This window comes from Micromonospora sp. bgisy143 (assembly GCF_057708145.1).
Window position 1 is genome coordinate 119655 of record NZ_JBYIRN010000008.1, and the last position, 14475, is coordinate 134129.

Sequence of the window (14475 nt, forward strand, 5' to 3'; positions counted from 1 at the left end):
CGGTACCGGCAGAAAGACCGGCAGAACTGTCCCTACAGATCGGACAAACCTCTTGAAAACCCTCTTCTTCCCGGGCAACGGTGGCAGGCTTTCGCCCACCGGGGAATCACCGGGGGGTGACGGCGCGGGCGAACAGCGAGGGGTAGCACCAAGGGGGCTCTTCGCCCGCGCCACTCTCCATCCGGCGGTCCGCCGGGCCCCCGCTCACCGTTCGGTGGCTCCGCCCCGCGCGGCGATCAACGCGTAGAGCAGCCCGGACTCCTGCGGCAGCAGTCGGATCCCGGTCTGGGCACAGACCTGGTCGAGACGGTCGAGGACCGCCGGGTCCGCAGTGCTCGCGGCGAGGCCCACCAGCGCCTCCACGACGTCCCGGCGATCGTGGCCGGCCTCGACGGCGGCCGTGAACCACTCGGCCGCCAACTCCCGATCACCCCGGTGCAGCGCCAGGTTGCCCTCGATCAGCGCGCAGATGCCCGCCTCCGGTCCGCGCCACGACAACACCGTGTCGTCCGAGCGCGGTCGCGGCAGTCCCACCCGCTCCATCCACTGCCGTCCCGGCACGGCGACGGTGGTCTCGGCACCGCCCGCGCGCAGTTCGGCGAGCACCTCGGTCGCCTCCGTGGCCCGACCGTCCTGAGCGAACGCCAGACCGACCGTGCCGAGCACCCGACGGCGATGCCCCGGGTCGCCCAGTTCGAGCAGCGCCGCCACCGCCCGCCGCCCCTGGTCGACGGCGTCCGCGTATCGGCCTTCGAGGCGGGACACCTCGGCCCGGTTGGCCCAGGCCAGCACGCGCAACCGCTGCTCGCCACCCTCGGCCGCGAGCCGGTCCACGGCGGCCAGACGCCGGCGGGCCGCCGCCAGGTCGCCGACGCGGATCTCGTGCCAGGCGAGGCTGTTCTGCGCCACCGCCAGATCACGGGTACGGCCGTTGCGGGCCGCGAGCCGGAGCATCACCTCGGCCTGCTCGCGTGCCTCGTCGTGGTTGCCGACGGTGGTCAGCAGCGCGCCGAGCACGCCGCGCGCCTCCAACTCGCCGGTCACGTCGCCGGACCGTCGGAAGATCTCCAATGCGGCCCGCGCCGTGGGTAACTCCTCGGCCGCCGCGCCGTGTTCGGCGGCGAGCCGGGCCACCCCGAGGCTTGCCCAACCGCGCAGGATCGGGTCCGCGTCGGCGGTTCGCGGGTCGGCCAGCAGACGCCGCAGCCACTGCCGCCCGGCGACGTCCCGGCCCCGGAATCGCCACCAGCGGGGGAGACAGGCGGCGAGCCGGAGCGCGGTCAGCGGGTCGTCGGTGGCCGCGTGGGCGAGCGCGGAGCTGATGTCGCTGCTCACCTCGTCGAGCCGTTGCACGGCCTCGATCATGCGGGGACCGGCCAGCTCGGTTGCGGTCCGCGCCACGAGTCGGGCGGTCACCTCCGCGTGCCGACGTCGTACGCAGGTCAGCTCACCGCCGCCGACCGCCTGCTCCACGGCGAAGTCCCGGACCGCGTCGAGCAGGCGGAACCGGAACGGCCCGGTGCCGCGAACGCTCAGCAGGCCCAACTCGACCAGGCGGTCCAGCAGCGGGACCGGATCGATGGCGACGGTGCCGTCCCGGTCGGCCTCGTCGGCGAGCATCTCCTCGGCCATCTCCACCGACCACCGGTTGCCGAACATGGCGAGCCGTCGCAACGCGTCGCGCTCGTCCGGCGCGAGCAGGCGGTAGCTGGTCGCCACCGCGTCCCGCAGGGTCACCGCCACCGCCGCCCGGGTGGTGTCGGTGGCGTACGGGCGGCGGGCGGCGGTCTCCGGCCCGTCCCACCGGGCACGGGCCGGGTCGGCCGAGGTGGTCAGGTCGAGCACGCGGTCGCCGTACCGGTCAAGCAGTTCGGTGAGGTCGAGCAGCCGCCCCCGGGCGGCCATCAGCTCGATGGCCAGCGGCAGCCCGCCCAGCCGGCGGACCAGAGCGGCCAGTGCCGGTAGCTCCTCCGGGCTGGGCGGTTCCCGACGGACCTGGGCGAGCCGTGCGGTGAACAGCGCGACCGCGGGCCACGAGACGAGGGTGGCCGGGCCGGCGTGTTCGCCGTCCGGCGGCGGAACCTCGAGCGGGGCGACCGGCCAGACCCGTTCGCCGGGCAGCCCGACCGGGTGCCGCCCGGTGACCAGCACCCGCAGCGACGGCAGTACGGTGCCCAACCGGTGCAGCGTCTCGGCCACCGGGCCGGGAGCCCGCTCGACGGCGTCCATCACCAGCAGCGCCCGCCGGCCGGCGAGGCGGGCGACGAGTTCCGGTAACCGGGCGGCGCCGAGGACGGTCATCGAGGCGGCGAGTACGTCCGGCCCGTCGGAGCCCTCGCCGACCAGCACGCCGGCCACACCGCCCGGATGCGCGCGTGCCGCCGCGTGGGCCACCGCGAGCGCGAGCGCGGTCTTGCCGACCCCGGCCAGGCCGACGAGGCTGACCAGCCGGGGTCCGTGCTCCGCGGTCAGCATCGCGGCCAGCTCGGTGACGTCCCGGTCGCGTCCGATCAGGGCGACCGGGGGCGGGAGGGCGACCGGGACGTCGGCCCGGGTCACCTGCGTCGAGCCGACGCCGACCGTGCCCGACCCGACCTCCGACGGTGACTCCCCGCCGACGGTGCCGCGGGCCGTGGCCAGGAACGCCGCCCGGACGGCACCGGTCAACCCCAACGCCGTGGCGAGCAGATCGACGGTGGTGCGCTGCGGCCGGACCGACCGGCCCCGCTCCAGGTCCCGCACCGTCCGCACGCCGACCCGGGCACGGGAGGCCAGCTCCGCCTGGGTCAGACCGGCGGCACGGCGGTGCGCACGGAGCAGCTCCGGCAGCCCGGTACGACCGGCCGGGCTCCGCGACCGTCCATGATCCGGAGTCATGGGCACGAAGAGTACGGTTCGCCTCCGACCATCGGCAGTCGAACGTCGTCCTGCCGACGTCCGCTCGCCGATAATCCGACAGCGGCCGGTTGATCGACGAGGCTCGGTCGCCGGTGCCCTCCGGTGGGGTCAGAGACCCAGATCGCGGGCGATGATCATGCGTTGCACCTCACTGGTGCCCTCGCCGATCTCCAGGATCTTGGAGTCCCGCCAGAACCGGGCGACCGGGTACTCGTTCATGAATCCGTAGCCGCCGTGGATCTGGGTGGCCTCCCGGGCGTTGTCCACCGCGATCGTGCTCGCGTGCAGCTTCGCGATGGCGGCCTGCCGCTTGAACGGCTCGCCGGCGAGCATCCGGGCGGCGGCGTCGTAGTAGGCCAGCCGGGCGGTGTGCGCCTTCAGCTCCATGTCGGCGATCTTGAACTGGATGGCCTGGTTGTCACCGATCGGCCGGCCGAAGGCGTACCGCTCCTTCGCGTACCTGATGGACTCGTCGACGCAGCCCTGGGCGAGGCCGACGGCGAGCGCGGCGATGGCGATCCGGCCCTCGTCGAGGATCCGCAGGAACTGTGCGAAACCCCGGCCCCGCTCGCCGAGCAGGTTGGCCGCCGGCACCCGGCAGTCGTCGAAGGTCAACTCATGGGTGTCCGAGGCGGTCCACCCGACCTTGGAGTACCCGGGCGCCACCGTGAATCCGGGGGTGCCGGTGGGCACGATGATCGTCGACAGCTCCTTGGAGCCGTCCGGGTTGGTGCCGGTCACCGCCGTGACGGTCACCATGGCGGTGATGTCGGTGCCCGAGTTGGTGATGAACGCCTTCGCGCCGTTGATCACCCACTCGTCGCCGTCCAGCACGGCCCGCGTCTGGGTGCCGCCGGCGTCGGAACCGGTACCCGGTTCGGTCAGCCCGAAGCCGGCCAGGGCCTCCCCGCTGAGCAGCCGGGGCAGCCAGGTGGCCTTCTGCTCATCGGTGCCGAACCGGTAGATCGGCATCGCGCCGAGTGAGACGGCCGCCTCCAACGTGATCGCCACGCTGGAGTCGACCCGGGCCAGCTCCTCCAGGGCCAGGCAGAGCGCGAAGTAGTCGCCGCCCATCCCGCCGTGCTCCTCGGCGAAGGGCAGGCCGAACAGGCCCATCTTGCCCATCTGCCGAATCACCTCGTACGGGAAGGTGTGCCGCTCGTAGTGCTCGGCGATGACCGGGGCGACCACCTCGCGGGCGAAGTCCCGCACGCTCTCCCGCAGCGCCGCTTGTTCGTCGGTGAGCCGGAAGTCCATCTCATCCTCCTGGTGGGGACGGGTGCCCTCGACGCTCGTGACGCCGAGACGGGTGGCGGGTGGCGGTGCGGGTCAGACCGGGGTGACGCCGTGCCGACGCCGGGAGAAGGTGCGGTCCTTGGTGCGTGCCGCCGCGAACCGGCGGACCAACTCGTCGCGCAGGTCGTGCGGCTCGACGATGGCGTCCACCACCAGCTCGCTGGCGAGCCGGACGACGTCGATGTCCTGCTCGTACTCGGCCCGCTTGGCGGCCACGAAGGCGGCCCGCTCGGCCTCGTCCTCGATGGCCGCGATCTTGTTGGCGTAGACGGCGTTCACGGCGGCCTCGGCACCCATGACCGCGATCTTGGCGGTGGGCAGCGCGATCGTCGCGTCCGGCTCGAAACCGGGGCCGGCCATCGCGTACAGGCCCGCGCCGTACGCCTTGCGAACGACCACGCAGATCTTCGGCACCGTCGCCTCGGAGATCGCGGTGATCATCTTCGCGCCGTGCCGGATGATGCCCTGCTTCTCCACCGCGCTGCCGACCATGAAACCGGGCACGTCGCTGAGGAAGAGCAGCGGCACGTTGAACGCGTCGCAGAGCTGCACGAACCGGGTCGCCTTGTCGGCCGAGTCGACGAAGAGCACACCGCCCTTGAACAACGAGTTGTTGCCGACCACGCCGACGACCTGGCCGTCGAGGCGGCCGAAGCCGATGGTCAGCTCCTTGGCCCACAGTGCCTGGATCTCGAAGAAGGAACCCTCGTCGAGCAGGCCCTTGACGTACCGTCGCATGTCGAACGCCTGCCGCTCGCTGGCCGGCACCAGCGCGGCCAGGTCGGCCTTCGCGGGCGCGGCGACCGCCGGCGCGGCCGGCGGCGGCTGGGTCCAGTTCGCCGGCAGGTACGACAGGTAGGTCTTCACCACGTCGAGCGCGTCGGCCTCAGTCTTGCAGAGGAAGTGCCCGACGCCGGACTCGGCGGTGTGCACCTTGGCCCCGCCCATCGCCTCCAGGGTGGTCTTCTCCCCGGTGACCATCTCGACCATCCGGTCGGAGCCGAGATACATGCTGGCGTTGCCGTCGACCATCGCCACCACGTCGCAGAACGCGGGGATGTACGCCCCACCGGCGGCACTCGGGCCGAAGAGCGCGCAGACCTGCGGGATCGAGCCGGAGGCGCGGACCTGGTTCCAGAAGATCTTGCCGGCCCCCCGGCGGCCGGGGAAGAGGTCGACCTGGTCGGTGATCCGGGCGCCGGCCGAGTCGACCAGGTAGACCATCGGCACGCTGGTGGCGTACGCGCGCTCGATGATCCGGATGATCTTCTCGACGGTACGGGCGCCCCAACTGCCGGCCTTCACGGTGGAGTCGTTGGCCATCAGGCAGACCTGCCGGCCGTCGATGGTGGCGGTGCCGGTGACCACGCCGTCGGCCGGCAGTCCGTCGGCGAGCGCGTTGGCGTAGAGGCCGTCCTCGACGAAGGAACCCTCGTCGACCAGGAGCGCGACACGTTCGCGGGCGAAGAGCTTGCCCTTGGCCTCATTGGCGGCGTGGTACTTGTCCGCGCCGCCGGACCGGGCCCGCTTGCGCAGTTGTTCCAGCGCCTCACCGTCGAGCGTCACGCCGACTCCCTCGCCCGTGCTGACCTGAACGATCGTTAGGCTATCGCATCCGGACACCCTCCGGCGAGCCGACGCCTCCCAGACGTGACACCCGAGATCCCCAAACAGTCAAGCATTGAAATGTATTGATGGCTGTGGATAGGCTCCTGGCACCCCCTCCCGGATAGGAGTCAGCGATGACCTCACGACTCAGTCGGCTCGCTGTCGCGTTGGTCGCGACGGCAGGTGCCACGCTCGGCGTCACGGTCGCCAACCCCGCGCCCGCGTCCGCCGCGATGACCATCTGCTACAACACCAGCCAGGCAGGCGCCTACGCCGGCACCGCCAACCAGGCCGCCTCGATCTGGAACAACGCCACCGTCAACCTGACGCTCTCCGCGAACTGCGGCTCGAACCTGCGGATCTACCAGATCACCGGCGGCGGCTCGTACGCCGTGCGGACCAGTCTCGGCAACGGCCGGGTCTACATCGACACCCAGCAGGCGGCCCAGTACAGCCCGCTGCGGATCATGACCCACGAGATCGGGCACATCCTCGGCCTGCCGGACAACTACAACGGCAACTGCGCGATCCTGATGTCCGGCGGTAGCGCCGGCACCAGCTGCACCAACCCGTACCCGAGCACCACCGAGGCGAACCGGGTGAGCAGCCTCTTCGCCGGCACGTTCAGCGCCACCGAGCGCAGCACCGACCGCAGCGCGGACATCTTCCGCGACAGCTGGCCGGCGGCGCTCACCACGGTGGGCTGACCGAACCCCGCACGACACGGAGGGGCCGGCGAACCGCCGGCCCCTCCCGCGTGTCCTCAGCTCGGCATCGGCGTCAGCCGGGTACGCGGGCCCGCCCGCAGCACGCCCGACGGCAGTTTCTTGCCGAGCAACCCCTCGGCCAGTTCGGCCGCCTCGATCAGGGCCTCCAGGTCGATGCCGGTGTCGATGCCCATGTCGTGCAGCATGTGCACCGCCTCCTCGGTGGCCAGGTTGCCACTCGCCCCCGGCGCGTACGGGCAGCCGCCCAGACCGCCCACGCTCGCGTCGAACTCGGTCACCCCCAGCTCCAGCGCGGTCAGCAGGTTGGCCAACGCCGTACCCCGGGTGTTGTGGAAGTGCAGCAGCACCGGCACGTGCGCGTTGCGGTCGCGTACCGCGGTCACCAGCTCCCGGACCCGGCGCGGCGTGCCCATGCCGGTCGTGTCCCCGAAGGCGACCCGGTCCGCGCCGTCGCGGACCACCCGGTCGACGATGCCGGCGACCCGACGTGGGTCGACGTCCCCCTCGTACGGGCAGCCGAAACTGGTCGCCACGATCACCTCGACCCGCGCGGACGCGCCGTGCAGCAGGTCGATCAGCTCGGCGATGTCGTCGAGCGACTCGTCGGTCGAGCGGTTGACGTTGCGGCGGTTGTGCGTGTCGCTCGCCGACACCACCACCTCGATCTCGGTGAAGCCGGCGGCCAGGGCCCGCTGCGCGCCCCGGGTGTTCGGCACCAGCGCCGAGTACCGCACCCCGTCGGCCTTCGCGGCCCGCCGCCACACCTCGTCGGCGTCGGCCATCTGCGGAATCGCCTTCGGATGTACGAAGGACACCGCCTCGATCCGGCGGACGCCGGTGGCGGAGAGCGCGTCGAGCAGCCGCACCTTGGCGTCGGTCGGGATCGGGTCCTCGTTCTGCAAACCGTCCCGCGGCCCGACCTCGCGGATCGAGACGGAGTCTGGCAGTTGGCTCATCGGTCACCTCGCTGTGACGTCGGATCGGTACGGAGGATCGGGGTGCCACGCGCGCCCTTTGCACTGCTTCAACTGACGCAACACCGATCGTCCGGTATCCGGACATCCGCTGTTGCGTCCAGGTAAGCAGAGCAAAGGGCGCGGATGCCAGTGCCACCGCGCCGCCGGAGGACGACAGCGCGACGGCCGGCGAGGGCTCAGCGCATCCGGGAGACGATGCCGGTGTCGTACGCGCCGGAGCGGAACTCCTCGTTGCCCAGCAATTCGGCGAAGAAGGGAACGTTGTTCTTCGGGCCCTCGATCTGGAAGGCGGCCACCGCCTCCTGCGCGCGTTCGAGCACCTCGTCCCGGGTGTCACCGGTGACGATCAGCTTGGCCAGCAGGCTGTCGTAGAACGGGGTGACCGTGTTGCCCCCGGTGTAGCCGGAGTCCACCCGGACCCCCTCGCCGGTCGGCTCCACCCACGTCCTGATCACGCCGGGGCCGGGCAGGAACCGCTTCGGGTCCTCCGCGTTGATCCGCATCTCGATGGCGTGCCCGCTCGGCGTGAGCGCGTCCGGGTCGAACGTCGGCGCCAGCCCGGACGCCACCCGCAACTGCTCCTCGACCAGGTCGATCCCGTAGACGTACTCGGTCACCGGGTGCTCCACCTGAAGGCGGGTGTTCATCTCCAGGAAGAAGAAGTCACCGGAAGTGGGGTCGAGCAGGCACTCCACGGTCCCCGCGTTGCGGTAGTCGACCGCCTCGCCGGCGCGTACCGCCGCCGCCAGGAGGCGCGCCCGCAGCTCCGGCGAGACCGCCGGCGACGGGGACTCCTCGACCAGCTTCTGGTTGCGTCGCTGCACCGAGCACTCCCGCTCGCCCAGCGCCACCACGCGACCGTCGGCCAGGCCGAGGATCTGCACCTCGACGTGCCGTACCCGGGGGAAGTACCGCTCGATCAGCACCGAGCCGTCACCGAACATCCGCTCGGCGAAGGCGCGCACCTTGTCGTACTCGGTGCGCAGCGCGGCCTCGTCGACGGCCACGCCCATGCCCATGCCGCCGCCACCGGCGGCGGCCTTGACCATCACCGGGTAGCCGATCTCGGCTGCGGCCGCCACGGCCGCGGCCAGGTCGGCGGCCGGGTCGGTGGTGCCGGGCGCGACCGGCACGCCGGCCGCCGCCATCAGGTTCCGGGCATTGATCTTGTCGCCCATCGCGCTGATCGCGTCCGCGCCCGGTCCGACCCAGATCAGCCCGCTGGCCTCGACGGTACGGGCGAACTCCGCGTTCTCCGACAGGAAGCCGTAGCCGGGGTGGATCGCCTGCGCGCCGGTCGACTTCGCGGCGGCGAGGATCGCCTCGACGTTGCGGTAGCTCTGCGCCGGGTTCGGCGGGCCGATCAGCACCGCCTCGTCCGCCTCGGTGACGAACGGCAGGTCGGCGTCCGCCTCGGAGTACACCGCGATCGCGCGAATCCCGAGCCGCTTGGCGGTCCGGATGACCCGGCGGGCGATCTCGCCCCGATTGGCGACCAAAAGTGACTCGATCATGTTTCCTCCCGGCGTCCGGATGTTGGGACGATCTCAGGGAATCATGACCGGCGCACTTCTGACGAGTCGGCTCAGGCGAGCAGTGCGGCCAGGGTCGCTCCGCGCAGCAGCTCGGCACGACGTCGCCGGTCCACCTCACCACCGAGGAACGGGGTCGAGTTCATCAGGCCGAACGCGGCGTGCGCGAGCACCCGCGCCTCGCCGTCCGGCATGCCCGGGTGCAGCGCCGTGAGCACCGTCACCCACTCCTCGACGTACATCCGTTGCAGCCGGCGGATCCGTCGCCGCGGCTCCTCCGGCAGGCGGTCCAACTCGTGCAGGTGCAGCGCGATCACCGCCGGATTGGCCAGCGCGAACTCGACGTGGAAGTCGATCAGGGACTCCAGCACACCGCGCGGGTCGTCCGGGTGCCCGGCGGCGCGTTCCCGCCCGCCGGCCAGCAGCCCCTCGCTGACCGGGATCAGCGCGGCGGCCAGCATCGCCTCCTTGCCGGCGAAGTGGTGATAGAGCGCCGGACCGGTCACCCCGGCTGCCGCGCCGATGTCGTCCATCGACACACCGTGGTAGCCACGGGCGGCGAACAGACCGACCGCGATCTCCAGGATCTCGTCCTTGCGGGACCGACGCCGGCCCGTACCCGCCGCCCCCCGTGCCTGCTGTTCCACCGTCACCGGGCAAGCGTAGACCGCGCGCTGAACCCGGTGGGGCGACGGTTACCGGTCGGTCGGTCGCGGCGGTCAGTCGTCCGGGTCGAGGTCGTGCTTCTGCCGCAGGGCGGCCGCCTCGTCGGACCGGTCGAGCAGGTCCAGCGCACGGGCCAGCAACCACGCCGTCTGGCGGACCGGCCGTGAGCCGGCCGGCAGGCCACCGAGTACGCGACGCAGCAGCGGCTCGGCCTCGGACGGCCGGTCCAGTCGGAGCAGCAGCTCACCGACGAGGACCTCCACCTGGGCCGCCTCACCGAACGCCTCGATCGACCGCAGCCGGTCGGGCACCCCGGCGAGCCGTTCCAGCGCCTCGTCCGCCCGGCCCTCCCCGGTCAGCACCCGCGCGCCGGTCTCGGCCGTCATCGCCAGCTCGTACGTCACCGGTGGCGTCGGCTCCGCCTGCCCGGCCAACGCTGACGCCAGCCCGTCCGCCAGTTCGACGACGCGTACCGCCTCCGGCAGGTTGTCCGACCAGAACCACGCGTACGCCTCCCGGCGACGGGCACGCAGCTCATCCAGGGGCAGTTCGGCGAGCCGGTACGCCGAGGCGGCGGCGGCGAACCGTTCGGCGGCCACGGCGTCCCGGTCGGCGTCGTACAGGATCCCGCCGGCCTCCTCCAGCACCTGCGCCCGGTTGGGCAGGTTGTCCGGGCCGTCCAGGTTGACCGCCAACTGCTCCAGCAGGGCCAGCGCTGGGTCGATCTCGCCGAGCCCGCTGTAGACGCCGGCCAGCAGATGCCGGCAGCGGTCGGCCTCCGCCTGCGCGCCCAGGCGGTCCAGGCCGAGCACGGCTTCCTCGGCGACCTCGGCCGCCTCGGCGAGCCGGCCCACCACCCGGTACGCGTTCGCCAGCTCCCAGCGCAGGAACGCGTCCCCCTCGGCGCCACGTTCCACGCATAGCGTCACCGCCTCGACGAAGTCGTCCACCGCGTCGGCGGCCCGGCCGGCGGAGAGCAGTGCCCGCGCGCGGGCCACCCGTACGGGCAGCTCCGCGTCCGCCGACGCCACCCGCAGCGCCTCGTCGCAGGCGACCACCGCCTCGGCCGGATCGTCGACCGTCCGGGCGCAGGTCAGGCAGGCAGCCACGACCAGCTCGTCGATGCCCAGCTCACGGGCGATCCGGCGGGCGTTCTCGGCGGCGGCGCGGGCCTCGTCGACACGGTCGGACTGCTCCAGCAGATGGGCCCGGTGCAGCGCTACCCGGGCCGCCAGGTGCGTGTCGCCGCCCGCGTCGGCGGGCACCCGGTCCAGAGCCGACAGGGCGTCCGCCCAGCGTTGCCGGTGCAGCAGCGCCAACGCCAGCCGGTCGTACCCGGCGGCGCGTTGCCGGGCGTCGCCGAGCCGATCCAGCGTCTCGGCCGCCTCCCGGACCAGCGTCAGCCCTTCCTCGGCGTGCTCGTCGGCGCGGGTCAGCAGCACCCCGAGCCGCCCCGCGACGACCTGGGCGGGCAGCTCCTCGCCGGCCGAGCGGTACAGCTCCAGTGCCGCCCGGTTCAGCTCGACCGCGCCCTCGACGTCGTCCTCGTCGCCCCGCTCGGCGGCCCGCATCGCCAGCCGGTGCGCGACCGTCCGCGCCGGTAGGGCGGCGGCGTCGAACCGGTCGTCGTACGCGGCCAGCGCCGCCCGGAAGGTGGCCCGGTCGTGTCGGCCCCAGCTCTCCTCGGCGAGGGTCAACAGGTCGTCGGCGTCGGTGGGCAGAGCCACGGTGGACACCTCGACGGGTGCCCGGCCGGGGCGTTCGGACGACGCCGCCGCACCGGCCGGCGCGTCCCCGCCGGGGCGGGACGGCCGACGCCGGACGCTCGCGGAGAGCGGCAGGTGCTCGCCGTCGGGCCGGACGGCGAGCCGCCGCTCGATCCACTGCGACTGGTGGCTGGTCCCGTTGCGGGCGTCGAAGCGGGCGGCCAGCTCGGTCGCCGTTCGGGCCAACTCGTCGGCCAGCGCCGACGCCGGCACCTCGGCCGCCGGCCGACCCTCGGCGGCACGGCGGTACACGGTCGCCCCGCCGGCCTGCCGCAGCGCGGCGGCGGCGGTGGCCGCGAAGTGCATGGCGGCGGCCGGCGACGGCGGCCGGTCCAGCCAGTCCAGGTGCCGCTCGACCAGCTCGACCGCCCGCGCCTCGTTGCCGGTCAGGGTGCAGAACTCCACGTGGTCGCCGATGTCCCACAGGTCGGCGAGGCTGCCGCGCAGCTTGCGGTACGCCTCCCGGTGCGCGTCGCGCGCCGACTCGCCCCGACCGGTCCGCAGGTACGGCAGCAGGAGCGCGGTGAGGATCGACTGCGGCTGCTCGGTGCAGGTGAGCCGGCCGGCGAGCACCGGCTCGGCGAGGGCGACCGCCTCGGCGTCCCGACCGGTGTCGGCGAGGTAACCCACCTGACTGGTCGGATCACAACCCGCGCAGTCGGACAGGTCGTCGCGGGGCGTCGTCTGCCACAGCCGGTACCAGTGCGCGGCGGCCTCCGCGTCGCCCACGTGGTCGGCGACCCGGAACCGGTGCTTGTGGACGGTCTGCAGGCTGTGCCCGCCGGCCCGGTAGCGCCGCTCCATGTCGTCGAGCACGGCGTACGTGCGGTCCAGGGGCACCTCGGGGAACTTCAGCAGTCCCGAGACCATGTACTTGAAGTGCCACAGCAACTGGTGCAGGTGACGCTGGTGGTAGGGCTGCGGGTCCCGGTCGAACTCGGACAGGCACCAGGAGAACGTCACGAACGACTTCGCCGGCTCGCCACCGTAGACGTACCCGGTCGTCGCCTGCATGCGGGTGACGAAGGCGAGGTGCCGGTCGTCGGCGGCGTCCACCCGGCGCAGCAACTGCTCCAGCGCGGCGATCTGGCCTGCCCCGTACGGCATGTCGGCGATGCCGCGCAGCACCCGCCACAGGTCCTCGTCGCTCATTCCTGCTCCCGTCCCGGCACGGCCCGGCCGAGCAGGCCGAGGAAGGAATCGTTCAACAGCGCGGCGTCGGCCGCGCGGATCGGATGGTGCCCGAGCAGCAGCGCCTGCCCGTACAGCGCCTCGACGGCGAGTCCGACCAGCTCCGGGTCGCCCAGCATGGTGACCCGCCGCACCAGCGGGTTGCGGTGGTTGAGCACCAGTTGCGGGCGGTCCGGCGGCGCGGTGGCGGCGAGCGCGTCGAGCACCCCGCCCCACAGCTCGTCGGCCCGGTCACGGCTGGCGGCGAGCTGGTCGTTGAACGCCGCCGACCGGCTGACCAGGTAGAGCGCGGGAAGCGAGACCGGGTCGTACGCCCGGATGACCACCTCGCAGCCGGACCGCTCGACGGCCCGCTGCGCGGCGGTGAGGAACGGCCGCAGCGCCAGTTCCACGGACGGGTCGAGGGCGTCGAACCGGGTGGTGAGGTCGCTCGGCTCGAGCCGTTCGATCAACACCGAGCGGTCCACCGCCGGCAGCCGCTCGATCAGCTCGCTGTCGTACGTGTAGCCGGCGTTGATGACCGCCAGGTCCTGTGCGGCGGCCACCGCGGCGAGCTGGCGGAACTCGTCGAGGCTGGCCGCGTAGCGGACCACCCCGTAGCGTTCCCGGAACTCGGCCAGGGTGAGCGTGCCGACGTTGGTGTCCATCGGCCACCACCTGTCGACCAGCCGGAGCATGTCGTCGTCGTGCAGCGCCAGCGCCTTCACGCCGAGGTGGTGCACCTGGAGGAACTCGGCCAGCCGGTGCGGGTCGTGCCGCGCCAGCCGGACCAGCCAGCCGCGTACCTGGTCGCCGAGCGCCTCCCGGGTCGCGGTCAGCAGGGTGTCCTCGTACAGGGCCTCCCGGCTGGCCGTCGGACGCAACTCGGTCGCGTCGACGACGCAGTGCGCGAAGAACGCCCAGTCCGGCAGCAGCCCGTCGGCGTTCTCGGTGAGCAGCATCCGCTTGAGGTAGACGCGGTGCCCGGCGCGGGCCGCCGGATTCACCGGGGTGGGCAGGATGACGGCGACACCGGTCAGCCCGGCCTCGGGAACGCTGAGCGGCAGCACGTCGAACGGGTCCACGCCGAGCGTCTCGCGGGCGTACGCGATCAGGGCCGCCCGGTCGACCGGCGCTCCCGGCGTCGTCGGCCAGGGCGGTTCACCGACGGTGGTGACCACGTCGCCGACCCGGACGGTGACCGGCAGCAGCGCGCCGAAGAGCCGCGCCAGGTCGACGACGGTCGGGGTGCCGAACCACTGATCGGCGTCCCGGCGGGGCACCAGCGTCACGGTGGTGCCCACTTCCGCGCGGGCCTCCTCCGGCGGCGCCACGGTCACCGCGTACCGGCCGTCGGCGTACCCGGTCCACCGGACGGTGGGGTCGTCGCCGTGCCGGGTGAGCACCTGGATCTCGTCGGCCACCAGGAAGCAGGAGAGCAGGCCGATGCCGAACTGGCCGAGGAACTCGTGCCGGGAGAAGCCCAGCTCGTCCCGCTTGGAACTGCGGCCGATCGTCGCCAGCAGCTCGTGTACCTGCGCCTCGGTCAGGCCGACGCCGGTGTCGTGCACGCGCAGGGTGCCGTCCCCGGTCAGCTCCGGAGGCTCGATCCGGACCAGCGCTGGCGCGTCCGGCTCGGTCGTCCGCCGGGCGGTGATCGCGTCCACGGCGTTCTGGAGCAGCTCCCGGACGTAGACCCGAGGGCTCCCGTAGAGGTGGTGGCTGAGCAGGTCGACCACGCCACGCAGGTCGACCTGGAAGGTGTGGTCCACGCTGTGCTCTCCCCGGTCCCGATGCCGGCGCTCACCGTACCCAAGATCACCGACTGCCCGCG

Annotated in this window: 9 protein-coding genes; 1 reads left to right on the forward strand and 8 read right to left on the reverse strand. The window is 72.8% G+C overall.

Translation table 11 applies throughout. The features are described 5' to 3' along the window. Nucleotides 1-204 precede the first annotated feature (204 nt). The 3 genes from AC3EN4_RS12840 to AC3EN4_RS12850 form a co-directional block, all read right to left on the reverse strand. Complete coding sequence (locus AC3EN4_RS12840; protein WP_435206130.1) at nt 205-2877, reverse strand: ATP-binding protein; 2673 nt, start codon at nt 2875-2877, stop codon at nt 205-207. 129 nt (nt 2878-3006) lie between these two features. Further along, the gene (locus tag AC3EN4_RS12845) at nt 3007-4155 is read right to left on the reverse strand and encodes an acyl-CoA dehydrogenase family protein (protein WP_435206131.1); all 1149 of its coding nucleotides are present in this window, start codon (nt 4153-4155) and stop codon (nt 3007-3009) included. Between the two features lie 72 nt (nt 4156-4227). After that, nucleotides 4228-5760, reverse strand: coding sequence for an acyl-CoA carboxylase subunit beta (locus tag AC3EN4_RS12850; RefSeq protein ID WP_435206132.1), 1533 nt, complete (start codon nt 5758-5760; stop codon nt 4228-4230). A 176-nt stretch (nt 5761-5936) separates the two neighbouring features. On the opposite strand from AC3EN4_RS12850, the gene AC3EN4_RS12855 reads away from it, so the two are divergent. After that, a complete protein-coding gene (locus AC3EN4_RS12855; protein ID WP_435206133.1) occupies nt 5937-6509 on the forward strand; it encodes a snapalysin family zinc-dependent metalloprotease in 573 nt (190 codons plus the stop codon). Between the two features lie 56 nt (nt 6510-6565). On the opposite strand, the gene AC3EN4_RS12860 is transcribed toward AC3EN4_RS12855, so the two are convergent. The 5 genes from AC3EN4_RS12860 to AC3EN4_RS12880 all read right to left on the reverse strand — a co-directional run bounded on the left by AC3EN4_RS12860 (nt 6566) and on the right by AC3EN4_RS12880 (nt 14413). After that, nucleotides 6566-7486 carry a hydroxymethylglutaryl-CoA lyase gene (locus AC3EN4_RS12860; protein WP_435206134.1) on the reverse strand — a complete coding sequence of 307 codons (921 nt, stop codon included), beginning with the start codon at nt 7484-7486 and terminating at the stop codon, nt 6566-6568. Between the two features lie 197 nt (nt 7487-7683). Beyond that, a complete protein-coding gene (locus tag AC3EN4_RS12865) occupies nt 7684-9021 on the reverse strand; it encodes an acetyl-CoA carboxylase biotin carboxylase subunit (RefSeq protein WP_435206135.1) in 1338 nt (445 codons plus the stop codon). 71 nt (nt 9022-9092) lie between these two features. Beyond that, a complete protein-coding gene (locus AC3EN4_RS12870) occupies nt 9093-9692 on the reverse strand; it encodes a TetR/AcrR family transcriptional regulator (RefSeq protein ID WP_355048539.1) in 600 nt (199 codons plus the stop codon). A 66-nt stretch (nt 9693-9758) separates the two neighbouring features. Beyond that, a complete protein-coding gene (locus tag AC3EN4_RS12875; protein ID WP_435206136.1) occupies nt 9759-12623 on the reverse strand; it encodes a hypothetical protein in 2865 nt (954 codons plus the stop codon). Continuing rightward, nucleotides 12620-14413: an HSP90 family protein gene (locus AC3EN4_RS12880; RefSeq protein ID WP_435206138.1), complete on the reverse strand. Its 1794-nt coding sequence runs from the start codon at nt 14411-14413 to the stop codon at nt 12620-12622. Before AC3EN4_RS12880 ends, AC3EN4_RS12875 begins: the two co-directional genes overlap by 4 nt. Nucleotides 14414-14475 lie beyond the last annotated feature (62 nt).